This is a genomic window from Haloactinopolyspora sp. (assembly GCF_027324685.1).
Lineage (GTDB): Bacteria > Actinomycetota > Actinomycetes > Jiangellales > Jiangellaceae > Haloactinopolyspora.
The window spans coordinates 1-13539 of sequence record NZ_DAHVSH010000012.1 but is presented as its reverse complement, the minus strand read 5'-3'; the positions used below and the strand labels follow the sequence as shown (position 1 = coordinate 13539).

The following is a 13539-nucleotide window of genomic DNA, read 5'->3' as shown; positions in this document are numbered from 1 at the left end:
GATGGCTGAGCAGGTGCGCGTGGTCCTGGTGGACGACGAGCCGATGGTGTGCGGGTTCCTGCGAACCATCCTGGAGTCGGCCGCAGACATCGAGGTCGTGGACACCGCCCATGACGGCTCGGCCGGAGTGGAGGCGGTGACGCGGCAGCGTCCGGACGTCGTCCTGATGGATCTCCGCATGCCCGTGATGGACGGGCTGACCGCGATCGAACGCATCATGGAGCTGTCCGACCCACCGGCCGTGGTGGTCCTGACGACCTTCGACGCCGACGAGTACGTGTTGCGTGCGCTGCGGGCCGGCGCCGTCGGGTTCCTGGTGAAGTCGACACCGCCGGAGGATCTGATCGGGCTGGTGCGGGTGGCCGCGGAAGGACACACCGTTCTGTCCGCCGCTGCCGCGCGCCGGCTCGTCGCGTCGTCGAGCGACAACCATTCGGCCGGTCGCAGGGCACAACAGCTGGTGGAGTCGCTGACCGAACGCGAAGCCGAGGTGCTGGCCTGCCTCGGGGAGGGGTTGTCGAACGCGCAGATCGGGGCACGGCTCTATCTCTCCGAAGCCACCGTCAAGGGCTACGTGTCGCGCACGCTGGACAAGCTGGGGTGTGCCAACCGCACCCAGGCCGGCCTGATCGCCCACGACGCCGGCCTCGTCGAGAAGTAGACCCACGCCATGGTGGGTTGGTCTTGGGCGTCATAGCGCCCAAAACCAACCCACCATTCGTCGTGACGGCGCAGCGTTGTCAGTCAGATCGAGAGCACTTGACCGGCCTCGCGCAGCGCGTCCTGCAGCACCGCCACGTCGATGCCCTGGACCGCCCGGCCGGACCGCGCGGCCTGTACCGCCGCCAGCCCTGCCGCGTGCCCGAGCATCTGGTACTGCACCTCCATCCGCACCGAGGCGAACGCCACATGCGAAGCGGACACGCACACCGGCACGATCAGGTTCGTGCACTCCTCGTAGCGCGGGACCAGACTGCGGTAGGGCACGGGGTAGGGCTGCACCGGCACCGACAGATAGCCCTCGGTGAACACCATGCCCACCGGCTTGGGGTGCTCGTCCACCCACCGCCATGTGCGCTGCACTTCGCGCACGTCGATGTGGTACGAGCCCATGGCGACCACATCGTGTTGCCGCCGTGGCCTGGGTAGCAGGTCATGCTCGGTCAGGACGTACTCGCCGAGCATCCGGCGCGCCTCGCGGACGTAGAGCTGGTGCGGCAGATGGCCGGTGTCGGCGAACTCGTCACGTGGGTAGCCCCACGTCGACATCTCCGCGCGCACGTTGGCCGGTACCGCCGGATCGTTGGCGAGGAACCACAGGAAGTCCTGGGCGTGGTGCAGGTGATGCAGGCGGATTCTCTCGCGCTCGGCGGCGTCGCCCTCCGGGTACCGCCAGGCCGAGCCGTCCAGCACGCTCAGTGAGAACGGGCCGATCGAGTTGCCGTCGCACTTGCCATTCGGCAGGTTCTTCTCCAGCCCGAGCAGGCGCCCAGCGCGCTCCTCGTAGCCGTCGCGCCGCCACCGGTCGAACAGCCGCCGGCCCAACTCCCAGTACGCGTCGTCGTACCCGTCGCGTCGATGGAACGGAATGCGGTCGTCGGCCTGGGTCAGGCACACCCGGTAGCCGTACGACATGACGCCGCCGTCGCCGACGCCCACCTCGGCCAGCGGGCGGTCGTGCAGTTGCGGCAGGATCGGCCCGCCCTGCTCACCGGTCGGGTCGTCGGCGAACGGAGAGATCCACGCCGGCATGGTGTGCCGGCCCGGGACCAGTTCGCGCCGGCCGGCGTACCGCTCCCCGTACAGTCCCCGGTCCTCACGGCCGACGGCGTACGACACACCGGCCGCGGCCATCACATCGCCCTCGTAGCTCGCGTCGACGAACACCGCACCGGCCACCCGCCCGCCGTCGGTCAGCACGATCTCGCCGATCACGCCGCTGTCGGACACGACCACACCGTCGAGGCGCGCGCCGAACCGGACGTCGACCCCCGCGCGCTCGAGCCAGTCGAGGAAGATGCGCTCGGCGACGTGCGGCTCCGGGCCGGCGAAATGCCCTTCGGCGACGCCGTAATGCTCGGCGACCGCGGTGCGGAACCGCCCGGCCATCCCGCGCACCACCCGCACGTCACCCACGTCGGTGTAGCCCAGCCCACCGGAGGTCATCCCGCCGACGTGCCGCCCCGGTTCGAGCAGGACGACCGACGCACCGGCCTCGGCGGCCGCCACCGCGGCACAGACACCGCCGGACGTGGCGCCGTACACGACGACATCAGCGTGGTTCATGAGTTCTCCCGGTATTCCGCGGCCCGGACCGCGTCCCGCCGGGTCCGGTAATCCGCCCACGTGCGCGCCACCAGAGCCAGATCGTCCCGCGTCAGCTGCTCACCGGAGTTGTCGATGGACTCCAGGTAGTACAGCGCCGGCAGGGCCGGGTTGGACGTTCCGAGCTCCGCCTGTGCCGCCACGTAGGCACGCCATGACGCCCGATCCGGCATCGGCCACTGGTCGGTGTCGATCAGGTGACCAGGCAGGCTGTGCGTCGCCACGGCGTGCCGGAAGCGCAGTTGGTCCACGACGCTCACCGGGTCGCCGTGGACGTCGCGCTCCAGCACGTCGTTGAGCCGGACCATGTCGCAGACGTCGCCGAAGGACGGATGCGGGGTGTGCGTGACGATCAACGCGTCCGGCTTCACGCCCCTGGCCGCTGTGGTGATCGTGGCCAACAGGGTGTGCAGCGCGGCGATGCCCCACGGACCGTCCGTAGCGCGCAGCGACGTTCCGGACGGTGCCCGCTGGGTGAAGTCGAGCTTGAAGCCGTCGGCGTCGAGCCCGTCCGGCCCGAGCAGGCCGGCCACGATGGCCGACAGCCGCTCGCGGTAGGCCGCGTTGGCGACGTCGACGGCGACCGGACGGCCGGTGGCGTCGGTGACGCACTCGTCGGCGGGCAGCCCGCCCGGGTCCCAGGCCTTCCACCACAGCAGGACCCGCCGTCCCGCGGCGTGCTGGGCGGCGATCCAGCCGCGCAGGTCCGGCCAGCGATCCAGGTCCGGCTCGGCGCTGCCGTACGCGGCCTGCCAGCGGTCGTCGATGACGATGATCCCCGGGTCGAGCCCGGCCGTGGCGAGCACGGCCAGGAACTCGTCGTAGACGTCCTGGCGGGCGAGGTCGGGTGCGGCGACGGCTCCGGCGCCACCGACCAGGCCGGTGTCCACCGCTTCGGCGCCCAAGGCCGCTGCCCGCGCGCATTGCGCACCCCACCCGCAGAACACCGGCTCGGACCACCAGGCAGGCGTCGCCGCGGGATCACCGGGCGGCGGCGCCCAGCCGAGCGACACCAGCAGGTCGTGATAGTCGGTGAGGGCCTGCCAGGGGGTCGCGGCCGGGCGCAACACGACCCGCGGGGTGACGACCTCGGCGTCGCCGCGGGTGTGGCCCTCGTAGTCCAGACGCAGCAGGAAGCCGCCGTCGAGCGGGTCGTAGCGCGCCGACGTCATCGTGAGCTCGCTGACCGGCGCGCACAGCGACATCCCCCACCACGGGCCGTCGGGCACGGCGGTCGCCCCGGTCGGCGCTGCGGCGCCGAGGGCCCAGCACAGCGGGGGCGGGGAGAAGATGCCGTGCAGTCGTCCGGGTTCGGCGTCGCCGACGACCCCCAACGACGACGCCACCGCGGACGGGCGCACGACGTGGACGGGTTCGGTCGGGGCCGGGCTGAACAGCGACGCGAAGCCGATCGACGAGCGGAACGTCCCGGCCGCGCCGCTGGCGAGGATCGCCCGGCCACCGAGCAGGGTGACCTCGTCGAGCCGCGCGTCCCGCCAGCCGGCACCGGACGCGACGGCCCACAGTTCGACGCCGCCCGCCGTGCACCGCAAGTGAACGGCCTTGTGCCGCCAGAGCGGACTCGAGGCCGCGACGACGAACTCCACCGCGTCCGGGGTGTGGTCGGCGATCTCCACGGGGGCGATGCCGTACGACTCGTCCCGGCCGCCCACCAGATCGAGGGAGGCCAGCAGGGACAACCGGCTCCACACCCGGCCGTCGGCGCCGGGATCACGCAGCACGGCTCGGGGGCGCTGCCGGTCGACCTCCAGCCGGTACGCCGCGGTGTCCACCACCACGACGTCGCGGCGGTGGTCGACGGTCACCGCACCGGTGTTATCGCTGGCGGGCATCATGACGGTCGGTCACCTCTCGAAGCGTCGGGCGGCGGCTCAGGGTCAGCCGAACGGCGTGATCGGGGCCGGGTCGGGCGGGACGGTCCCGGTGCGGGCGATCTCGGCGTAGAAGCGGCCGGAGTCTTTCACCGTGCGCGTCCCGGTGGTGTAGTCGACGTGGACCAGGCCGAACCGCGGCCGGTACCCCAGCGCCCACTCGAAGTTGTCCAGCAACGACCAGTGCATGTAGCCGCGCACGTCGGCTCCGGCGGCCATCGCCTCGCCCATGGCGGTGACGTGATCACGCAGCAGCGCCACCCGGCGTACGTCGTGGATGCGGCCGTCGTGGGTCGGCGTGTCGCCGAACACGCCGCCGTTCTCGGTCACGATCACCGGGATGCCGTCGTACTCGCGGTGCAGCCGGATCAGCAGGTCGCGGAAGGCCGCCGGAGCGATCTCGTTGCCGTCGTCGGTGCGTGGCACGTCGCCGGCCGGGCCGACCACGCGCCACGGGAACGGCTGCTGCGGGCCTTCGGGCTCAGCGGCGGCCATGACCCGGCGGGTGTAATAGTTGACACCCAGAAAGTCGAGCCGATCAGCGATGGCGTCCTCGTCGCCGGGCCGGATCATGTCCAGCGGGGCGCCGAGTGCTCGCTCGTAGTGCTCACGCATGTCGTCCGGGTAACCCCGACCGAACAACGGGTCGAGGAACCAGCGGTTGCAGTACCCGTCGGAGGCCCAGGCCGCAGCGGCATCCGCGTCGTCGGGTGTCGCCGGCACGCAAGGCAGCAGGTTCAACGCCGGTCCGACCTTCACCTGCGGGTACGACCGCAGGATGTCCGCGCCCGCACCGTGGGCCAGCAGCACGTGATGACCCGCGGCGACCGAAGCTCGCAGGTCGCGCACCCCGGGTGCGTGCAGCCCGAGCCGGTAGCCCAACAGCGCGATGATCCACGGCTCGTTCTGGGTGATCCACCACGGCACGCGGTCAGCCAGCCGATCGGCGACCGCGGAGGTGAACTCGGCGAAGGCATCGACACTCGCTCGCCCGGCCCACCCTCCGTCGGCCATCAGCGCTTGCGGCATGTCCCAGTGGTTCAGGGTGAGGATCGGGACGATGCCGCGGTCGAGCAGGGTGTCGACGAAGCGCTCGTAGTGGTCCAGCCCGCGCATTTCGATCCGGCCGCGTCCCTCGGGCACGATGCGTGACCACGCGACGGAGAACCGGTAGGCGCCGAGGCCCAGGTCGGCGATCAGGTCGATGTCCTCGGGCCAGCGGCGGTACGAATCACACGCGCGGGAGGCATCGCCGCCGCCCTCGACGGCGCCGGGTTGCGCGGCGAAGGCATCCCACACCGAGGGTCCGCGCCCGTCGACGTCGAGGCTGCCTTCGATCTGGAACGCCGACGTGGCAGCTCCCCACAGGAAATCGGCTGGGAAACTCATCGGGTCGACTCCTCCGCGTCGTCGGTCAGGGTGGCCGGTGGCACGTTCCATGCTTCGAGGAGCAGGCGTCGCGGGCCGGTGTCGTGGCGCCACTCGACGGTGAATCGCCGCTGGTGGCCGGGTAGCAGCGGTCGTGGGTCGGCGTCGACGACGAACCATCCGCTCGATTCCAGGGGCCGGTCGTCGCTGAGCTGCAGGCCGACGACGACGGGTCCGGCGACGTGGTCGACCGTGACCGTCCATCGTCGATCGTCGCTGGAGCGTTCCACGTGGAACACGAGCTCCGCGGGGGCCAGATCGAGCAGCGGCGCGAGGTCGTGACCGGTCGACAGCAGGACCGTCTCGCGGTCGACGAGCTCGCCTGCGGCGTCCTGCCAGTGCAGATCCCAGAACATGATCGGGGTCGCCGCGTCGCCCAACGCGCTGGGCTTCACCTCGAACTTGCCCACGGATCGGGGTCGGCCGACGGGGTCGTCGATCTGCCAACTCTCGTGCGCCACGCACCGGCCGGCCTCGTCGAGCAACCGGGCTTCGACGCGCCCGCCGCGCGGGCGGCCGGGCTCCGACCACAGCCACGGCTCGACGGCGACGACGCCGCCGGGGTGGGTGAGTCGATCGACGCGGGCGGTGACCCGCTCCGGCCGGTAGGAACGTCGTACAGCATGCAGGGCCGGCTTCGCCTCGCCCGCGTGGTCGACCACTGCGGTGCACCAGGCGTTCGGGTACGACTCGGCGAGCTGCCACGGCAGCGTGATGCTGCACCGGGGCCAGCGCCGTCGGTCGGCCTCCACGGCGTAGGTCAACCCGGTGGCCTGCAGCAACTGGCTGGCCCGCCGGAACGCGTCGGGATCGTCGAGGCGGCCGCCGAACACCTGCTGCACCAGCTCGGCGTTGTTCCACCAGTCCCCGAGGTGGCGGTAGACGGGGTTGTCGCGCCCCACCGGCCAGCGGTCCGCGACCGGGATCAGGCGCGACCAGAGCCGGCGGTTGGCCATCCCCTCGACGCCGAACTCGGTGTGCGCTAGCGCCTGGCCTCGGTTGTACAGCGTGTAGTGCTCCTCGGTTCCCTGGTGCTCCCAGGGACCGTGGACGTCGTGCATGCCGTCAGGGTCGGTGTCGATGACGTCCAACCGGTTGGCGAAGCGCGGGCCGGTCGGCGACGTCGGCAACCAGGCCCGGCCGGGGTCCAGTGCGGCGACCTGCTCGTGCAACGCGGCCAGGGCCGGAGAACGGTCGTCGTCGAGTGGTCCGTCGTCGTCCTCGAGTTCGTTGCCACCGCCCCACAGCAGTAGCGACGGATGGCGGAGCCGTGGCGGGATCACGGCGCGAGCCTCGGCGCGCAGGTGCTCGATGAACTGCGCGGAGTCCGCTGGCGCGCTCTGCATGCCGGAACTGGATTGGGAGAACTCTTGCCACACGAACAATCCGGCCCGGTCACACGCGTCGTAGAACTCCGGCGTCTCGACCAAGCCTCCGCCCCACACGCGCAGCAGCCGGGCGCCGGACCGGGCCGCCACGTCCACCAGGTGTGCCACCTTCCGCGCATCGATCTCGCCGTACAAGGCGTCGGCCGGGGCCCAGTTCCAGCCGATCAACTCCGTGCGCCGGCCGTTGACGATCGCGGTGTAGGGCAGCGCGCCGGGTGGTGCGCCGTGGTTGGCGACCCAGGTGACGTGCCGGAACCCCACCGCACCCGACCACGGCGTGCTCGCGCCGTCGTTGGTGACGGCGCGCACCTGCACGGTGTAGCGATGCTGTTCACCGAGCCCGCGCGGCCACCACAGCCGAGGCTCCGCGACCTCCATCACGTGCTCGACCCGATGAACGTCGGTGCGCTCGGTCGACGGTTCAGGCGGCCCCGCAGGTACGTGGGCAGCGGCGATCACCTCCACCCCGGCGCGGAGGACGACCTCCAGGGTCGCCTCGGTCCCAGGCGGGACCTCCACGTCGGCCGCGAGGTGAACACGCGCGGAGCGCAGGTCGGAGTCGAGCTCCGGCCGAACGGTCACCCCCGCGAGCTGGCAGCGGCCGACGTCGAGCCGAACACCGCGCCAGATGCCCTGGTGGATCAGCCGCGGGCAGAAATCCCAGCCGTGACCCAGCCGCGGCGCGTGCACCTGGACACGCTCGGTACGGCCCACCTGCGGTTCGCTCGGCGGTGCAGGCTCGACGACGATCGCCAGCCGGTGCGGTCCGCCATCGGAGACGTACCCGGTGACGTCGATGCGCGCCGAGTGATAGAGCCCGTCGACCCGGCCGGCGAACCGGCCGTCCACGTAGACCGACGCCGCCGGATCGATCCCGTCCAGACACAGGACTGCACGCTCGCCCACACCGAGCGGCGGGAGGTCGACGTCGCGGCGATACACCCACGAACGTGTGGCCACCCACTCTGCGTGTCGCGAGTTGCGTCCGACGTACGGATCACTCAGCTCACCAGCGCGGTGCAGGTCCGCGATGATCGCGCCCGGTACGCGAGCGGGCAGCCAGCCCGGAGTGCGTTGCGCGGCGTCGGCCGCCGAGCCCGTGTTGTTGCGCGCGACGACGGCCTTGTCCACGAACCACTGCCAGGTGTCACCCAGCGCCTCGCGGATCGACCAGCCGTCGCCGCCGAGATCGACGATCACCGAACGCCCCCCGAGTAGTCAGTCCAGGGGGAACAACCCGATGGGATCTGAGCTCACCCCTTGGTTCCGGTGGTCGCGATGCCCTGGACGAAGTGCTTCTGTGCCAGGAAGAACAGAATGATCATCGGCACGGTGGTGATGACGCTGGCGGTGACGACGATCTCCCAGTGCCACTCGCCGCCGAAGCCGTACTGGTCGAGCAGTGCCTTGAGCCCGCGCGGGACGGTGAAGTTGTCACTGTCGCGTAGGTAGATCAGCGGCCGCATGAGGTCGGTCCAGGCAGCCTGGAACTCGAAGATGAGCGTGATGATGAGGGCGGGTTTGCACAGCGGGACGGCGATGCGGCGGAAGATCTGCCAGTTGTTGGCGCCGTCGATCTTCGCCGCGTCGAACAGATCTCGGGGCAGGCCGAGGAAGAACTGACGCAGCAGGAAGATGTAGAACGCGCTGCCGAACAGGTTCTGCGCCCACAGCGGCGTGAGCGTGTCGACCATGCCGAGGTTGTTCCAGATGAGGAACACCGGGATCATCGTGACGGCGCCGGGCAACATCATGGTGGCGAGCACGACACCGAAAAGCAGGTTGCGTCCGCGGAAGCGGAAGTAGGCGAATCCCCAAGCGACCATGGCACTGCTGGCGGCCACGGTGACGGCGGCGAGCACGGTGACGAGGATGGTGTTCCACAGCCACAGCGCCATCGGCGCCTCGCGCCAGACGTTGATGTAGTTGTCGAGGATGAACGTGTCGGGGATGAGCTTGTTGTCGAACACCTCGCCGCGGGGTTTGAACGACGCGCTGAGCAGCCAGATGAACGGGTAGATGAACACCACGGTCGTGATGGTCAACAGTGCGCCGATGACCACCTTGCCCGGCGTGACGCGGCGCTTCTTGCGTGGCTGTACCGGCGCGGGCGGGGTGTGCTCGGCGTCGTGATCGGGTTGCTCGGTGTCTTGGACGCCGATGGGTTCGATGGTCATCGCTGCTCCCCCTCGTAGTAGACGAAGCGGCGGCTGACCACCATCTGGATGGCGGTGAAGATCATGATGATCACGAACAGCAGCCAGGCCAGCGCTGAGGCGTAGCCCATGTGGAGGAACTCGAAGGCCTGCTGGAACAGGTAGATGACGTAGAACAGCGCGGCATCGTTGCTGTACGTGGTGTTGCCGGAGCCGAAGAAGGCGGTGTAGGCCTCGGTGAAGGTCTGGAACCCGGCGATCGTGTTGACGATGAAGATGAAGAACAACGCCCCGCTGATCATCGGGACGGTGATCCGCCAGGTCTGCTGCCACCAGTTCGCGCCGTCGACGCGCGCGGAGTCGTAGAGCTCCTGCGGCACGTTGCGTAACGCGGCCAGCAGGATGATCACCGACGCGCCGACCGACCACAGGCTCATCAGGATCAAGCCGGGCTTGACCCAGGTGGGATCGGTGGTCCAGGCGGGGCCGTCGACGCCGAACCACCCCAGGGCCTGGTTGATCATGCCGCTTTGGCCGTTGAACAACAGCAGCAGCAGGATGCCGACGGCGACCGGCGGCGTCATCTTCGGCAGGAAGAACGCGGTGCGGAAGAACCCAGCGCTGCGTCCGGCCTTGTTCAGCAGCAACGCCAGCGCCAGCGACACGATGACGTACAGCGGCACCTGGATCAGGGTGAAGAAGAACGTGTTCTGTAGCGCCAGCCGGACCTTGTCGTCTTCGAAGAGACGCTCGTAATTGGCCAGGCCGACGAAGTTGGGATCGTTGATGACGTCGTAGTCGGTCAACGACAGATACCCGCTGTAGATGATCGGCCATGCGGTGAACACGAAGAAGCCGATGATCCAGGGGCTGATGAACAACAACGCTGCGCGGGTCTCACGACGACGCAGCCGACGCTTGGCCCGCAGCGCCCGCTCGTCAGCGGGCACCGCGGGCGCGTCGAGCGCTGGGCGGGCCAACGTCGTCAGCCCTCGTCAGCGTCCCACTCGGCCCACGCGGCGTCCAGGGCCTCCTGGGCTTCGTTCTGGGCCTGCTCCAGAGCTGCCTTCGGCTCCTGTTGACCGTTGAGGACTCGGTTCACCGCGTCCTGCCACGCCGTCTTGAACTCGCTGTCGGCCGGGTTGGCCGGCAGCACGAACGTGTGGTCGTTCGCCTCGTAGGTCGCCTCGATCGCGGCGTCCCAGGTGGCGTCCCCGCTCGGCTTCACGAACTGCTCGTAGATGGCGTCGTCGGCCTCGGCGTTGCCGGTGAGTAACCCGGTGAACAACTTGCCCTCTTCAGCGCGGGCCTCGGCTCTCGCCTCCGCGGCCGCGATCCAGCTGTCGGTCAACGTCATCGTCTTGGCCAGCCGACACGCCGCCTCGGGGTTCGGGCTGCCCTTCGGGATCGCCCAGGCCGAGCCGGACGCGTAGGCGATGGTCTCACCCTCGAGGTCGCGCACGGTGTCGAACGCCATCGGCGCATCCGGCGACACGTCGTTGAGCACGTTGACGTACCACTGCTCCATCGGCATCGCGCCGAGCACGTTGGTGGCGAACTGGTTGCCCTCGCCGAAGAAGTCGGCGGAGTCGCGGTAGGCCTTCACCGCGCCGAACCCGCCTTGGGCGTCGTAGATGCTCACCGCCCACTCCAGCGCTTCGAGCACCTTCGGGTCGTCCAGCTGCGCGGTGCGCCCGTCCTCGGACAGCAAATCGGCACCGTTGGCCTTCGCCCACAGCGGCAGGAACTCCGGCAGCTTGCTGTCGAAGCCGATCACCGACAACTTGCCGCCGTCGTTCGTGTGCATCGCCTCGTTCGCTGCGGAGATCGCCTCCCAGTTCGAGCCGTTCACGTCGTCCAACGTCAACCCGGCTGCGTCCAGCAGCTTCTGGTTGGCTTGGGTGATCTGCACCGAGTTGAACTCCGGGATCCCGTACACACTGCCGTCGAAGGTGACCTGGTCCAAGGCCGGTTCCCGGAACATCGACGTGTCGATGCCCTCACCCTCGATGCACTCGTCCAACGGGATGATCGCTCCGCGCGAGGCGAAGGTGCCGATCTGGTCGCGGTTGGCGTAGATGAGCTCCGGCGGTGTCTCGGTCGCCATCGACGACAAGAACTGTTGAATGTCCAGGTCGCCCTCGATCAGCGACACGTCGACGTCACCGAGCGCTTCCTTGGCCGCGTCCAGACGCACCTGGCCGATCTCGTCCGTGGCGCCGAAGCCCATCACGTTCAGCTCGCCGCTCAGCTCAGCTTCCGGGTCGAACGTGATCGAGTTCTCGTCATCGGAGCCGGAGCCGGAACTGGAATCGTCACCCGTGCCGCTCGCACACGCCCCGAGCGACAGGCCCGCGGCGACGACCAACGCCGACCACCGTGCGGTAGCTCGTGTCATGGACTGTCCTCCATGTCTGCGAAGGCACCGACGTCCAGGCGCCTACACGTCAGGGCGGCGTCCAGGGCGGAGCGCCGCGATGTCCAACTGTTGTCCGTCCGTTCCCACCCACGTGGACGGCCAGCTCCGCGCCGACGATCGGACGAGGACAGGAGCCCCGCCGACAGTGTGGCATCGTTGCCATGTGAGAACGTACCCACATCAAATCTGCCCGTCAACGGGTCCGCCTTAACGAAATGGAAACGGGTCACGACCGTGCTCTCACCAGATTCACGAGCCGGTGAGCAGCCAACTCGGGCGACGCCAGCACGGGCACGGCACGCTGGGCAGCGCTGTCCACCGCCCGGGCCATCGACGCCTGCGCCAGGACCACCACGCCGGCCCCGTCGGAGATCGCCTGGTCGACGCCTTCGGTCACCAGCGCGTCGTGGCGGTCGTCGTCGCCGGCCTCGCGGGCGCGGCCGGCCTCTTCGAGCAGCCGCACGTCGACACCGACACCCGTGCCGGCGTCGTTCGCGCTGCGCTCCACCAATCGGATGGTCGGTCCCACCGTCGACGCCAAGGTCGCCAGCACCACGATCCGTCCACCTGGACCCACGAGATCGACGGCGCGCTCGGCCATCGCCTGGTCGATCCGGACCACCGGGGCGGCGCTCACGCGCCTCGACGTCTCCTCGGTTGCCTCTCCCAGCGACGAGCACGTGACCAGCACGCCGTCCACCCCGAGCGACGTCAGGTGCCGCACGTGTGCGACCAGCCGGTCGGTCACCTCGGCGGTCACGCCGGTGGTGACGGCCGTACGCAGCAGCCACGGATCGGTGGCGTGGATCAACTCCGCGGTCTGTGATGCCGGGCCGACGGCGTCGAGCACGAGGTCGTGGAAGACCGGCGCGAGTGCCGGGACGGTGTGAACCAGCCCGAACCGCACGGTCGCTTGATCATTCATGTCGCACCTTCTTCGCGCCGGCACTCGACATCGGGGACAGTCATGCACGCTTCGACGAGCTCGCAGGCGTGGAGACCCCGTTCGAAGTCGCGTCCCACCACGCCCGGGCGTGCGTGTCGACCACCTCGACCAGGCGCTCGAGTCGAGGCGCGGAGATGGTGCGCAGCTCGTCGAGCGGGCGGCCTACGATGTCGCTCCACAACGCCCGCCCGGCCAAGAACCCGGACGCACCGGCTCGGCACGCTGCCGTCACCGCATCGAGGAAGCGCTCGGGGCGCACCCCCTGCGACAGCACCACCCACGGACCGGTGACGGCCTCGTCGAGTGCACGGCACTGATCTTCGAGCTCGTCCGGATCACCTTCGCCGGCGCTGGGCACCTGCGCCTTGTAGAGGTCGGGGCCAAGCGGCGACAACTCGCGCGCGGCCTCGCGGATCGCCTCGTTCAAGTCCCATCCGGCCGACTCGGCTGACGTCGGGCGTACCACCGGTTCGAGGACCGACAGCACCCCTCGCTCCCGCGCGGCGTCGATGAACCGCCGGGCCAGCTCCACCCGCTCGCCGCGGCGCTCGTCTCGCCGCCAGATCACCAGCAGTTTGACCGCGGCGACTCCGGTGAGGTCGGTGGCCAACGCTTCGGCATCCAGATCGGTCTCTTCGACCGGGCCGCCGATCTCCTGCTGCAGCGCGTCCACCGCGAGGATCAGTCCGCACGAATCCGGCAGGAGCCCCTGATCGCGTACCTCGTCGAAGCCCATCTCACGGTCGATGAGGAATCCGGAGGCCAACCGTCCGGCCTGCTCGGCCACCGCGAGCTTGAACTCGACCAGCTCGTCGAGCGACGGGCGGCCGGCACCGGCCTGCTCGAACATCGTCCGCAGACTCTCGCGCTGGTCCATCGCGACCATGGCGAGTCCGCCACCGGGTCGGGCGAGGGCGTCGAGTGACGGAACAGGGGCCACAGTGCTCACGGGAAAGACCTCTCGATCGGCGACGAGCTCGCTCGG

The 13539-nt window shown here is 69.7% G+C and carries 10 protein-coding genes; 1 reads left to right on the top strand and 9 read right to left on the bottom strand.

Features of this window, described 5'->3' with window-relative positions:
* Position 1 precedes the first annotated feature (1 nt).
* Complete coding sequence (locus tag M6444_RS01880) at positions 2-661, top strand: response regulator transcription factor (RefSeq protein ID WP_298322374.1); 660 nt, start codon at positions 2-4, stop codon at positions 659-661.
* 83 nt (positions 662-744) lie between these two features.
* Here M6444_RS01880 and M6444_RS01875 read toward each other — a convergent pair whose 3' ends face one another.
* The 9 genes from M6444_RS01875 to M6444_RS01835 all read right to left on the bottom strand — a co-directional run bounded on the left by M6444_RS01875 (position 745) and on the right by M6444_RS01835 (position 13494).
* Positions 745-2286 (bottom strand): FAD-dependent oxidoreductase, encoded by a 1542-nt coding sequence (locus tag M6444_RS01875; protein ID WP_298322372.1) that lies wholly within the window; start codon positions 2284-2286, stop codon positions 745-747.
* Positions 2283-4181, bottom strand: a complete 1899-nt coding sequence (locus M6444_RS01870) for a hypothetical protein (RefSeq protein WP_298322370.1) — start codon at positions 4179-4181, stop codon at positions 2283-2285. The genes M6444_RS01875 and M6444_RS01870 overlap by 4 nt, the downstream gene beginning before the upstream one ends.
* A 42-nt stretch (positions 4182-4223) precedes the next feature.
* Positions 4224-5606, bottom strand: a complete 1383-nt coding sequence (locus M6444_RS01865) for a GH1 family beta-glucosidase (RefSeq protein ID WP_298322369.1) — start codon at positions 5604-5606, stop codon at positions 4224-4226.
* Positions 5603-8233 carry a sugar-binding domain-containing protein gene (locus M6444_RS01860; RefSeq protein WP_298322367.1) on the bottom strand — a complete coding sequence of 877 codons (2631 nt, stop codon included), beginning with the start codon at positions 8231-8233 and terminating at the stop codon, positions 5603-5605. The genes M6444_RS01865 and M6444_RS01860 overlap by 4 nt, the downstream gene beginning before the upstream one ends.
* Before the next feature lie 53 nt (positions 8234-8286).
* A complete protein-coding gene (locus M6444_RS01855; RefSeq protein WP_298322365.1) occupies positions 8287-9210 on the bottom strand; it encodes a carbohydrate ABC transporter permease in 924 nt (307 codons plus the stop codon).
* A complete protein-coding gene (locus M6444_RS01850) occupies positions 9207-10139 on the bottom strand; it encodes a sugar ABC transporter permease (protein ID WP_363326206.1) in 933 nt (310 codons plus the stop codon). Before M6444_RS01850 ends, M6444_RS01855 begins: the two co-directional genes overlap by 4 nt.
* Positions 10140-10174: 35 nt before the next feature.
* A complete protein-coding gene (locus M6444_RS01845; RefSeq protein WP_298322361.1) occupies positions 10175-11587 on the bottom strand; it encodes an extracellular solute-binding protein in 1413 nt (470 codons plus the stop codon).
* Between the two features lie 247 nt (positions 11588-11834).
* Positions 11835-12533, bottom strand: coding sequence for an aspartate/glutamate racemase family protein (locus M6444_RS01840; RefSeq protein WP_298322359.1), 699 nt, complete (start codon positions 12531-12533; stop codon positions 11835-11837).
* 40 nt (positions 12534-12573) lie between these two features.
* Positions 12574-13494 (bottom strand): hypothetical protein, encoded by a 921-nt coding sequence (locus tag M6444_RS01835; RefSeq protein WP_363326205.1) that lies wholly within the window; start codon positions 13492-13494, stop codon positions 12574-12576.
* Between the last annotated feature and the right edge of the window lie 45 nt (positions 13495-13539).

Coding starts and splice junctions, on each gene's coding strand:
- M6444_RS01880 (WP_298322374.1), top strand. CDS start 2: ATGGCTGAGCAGGTGCGCGTGGTCCTGGTGGACGACGAGCCGATGGTG.
- M6444_RS01875 (WP_298322372.1), bottom strand. CDS start 2,286: ATGAACCACGCTGATGTCGTCGTGTACGGCGCCACGTCCGGCGGTGTC.
- M6444_RS01870 (WP_298322370.1), bottom strand. CDS start 4,181: ATGATGCCCGCCAGCGATAACACCGGTGCGGTGACCGTCGACCACCGC.
- M6444_RS01865 (WP_298322369.1), bottom strand. CDS start 5,606: ATGAGTTTCCCAGCCGATTTCCTGTGGGGAGCTGCCACGTCGGCGTTC.
- M6444_RS01855 (WP_298322365.1), bottom strand. CDS start 9,210: ATGACCATCGAACCCATCGGCGTCCAAGACACCGAGCAACCCGATCAC.
- M6444_RS01845 (WP_298322361.1), bottom strand. CDS start 11,587: ATGACACGAGCTACCGCACGGTGGTCGGCGTTGGTCGTCGCCGCGGGC.
- M6444_RS01840 (WP_298322359.1), bottom strand. CDS start 12,533: ATGAATGATCAAGCGACCGTGCGGTTCGGGCTGGTTCACACCGTCCCG.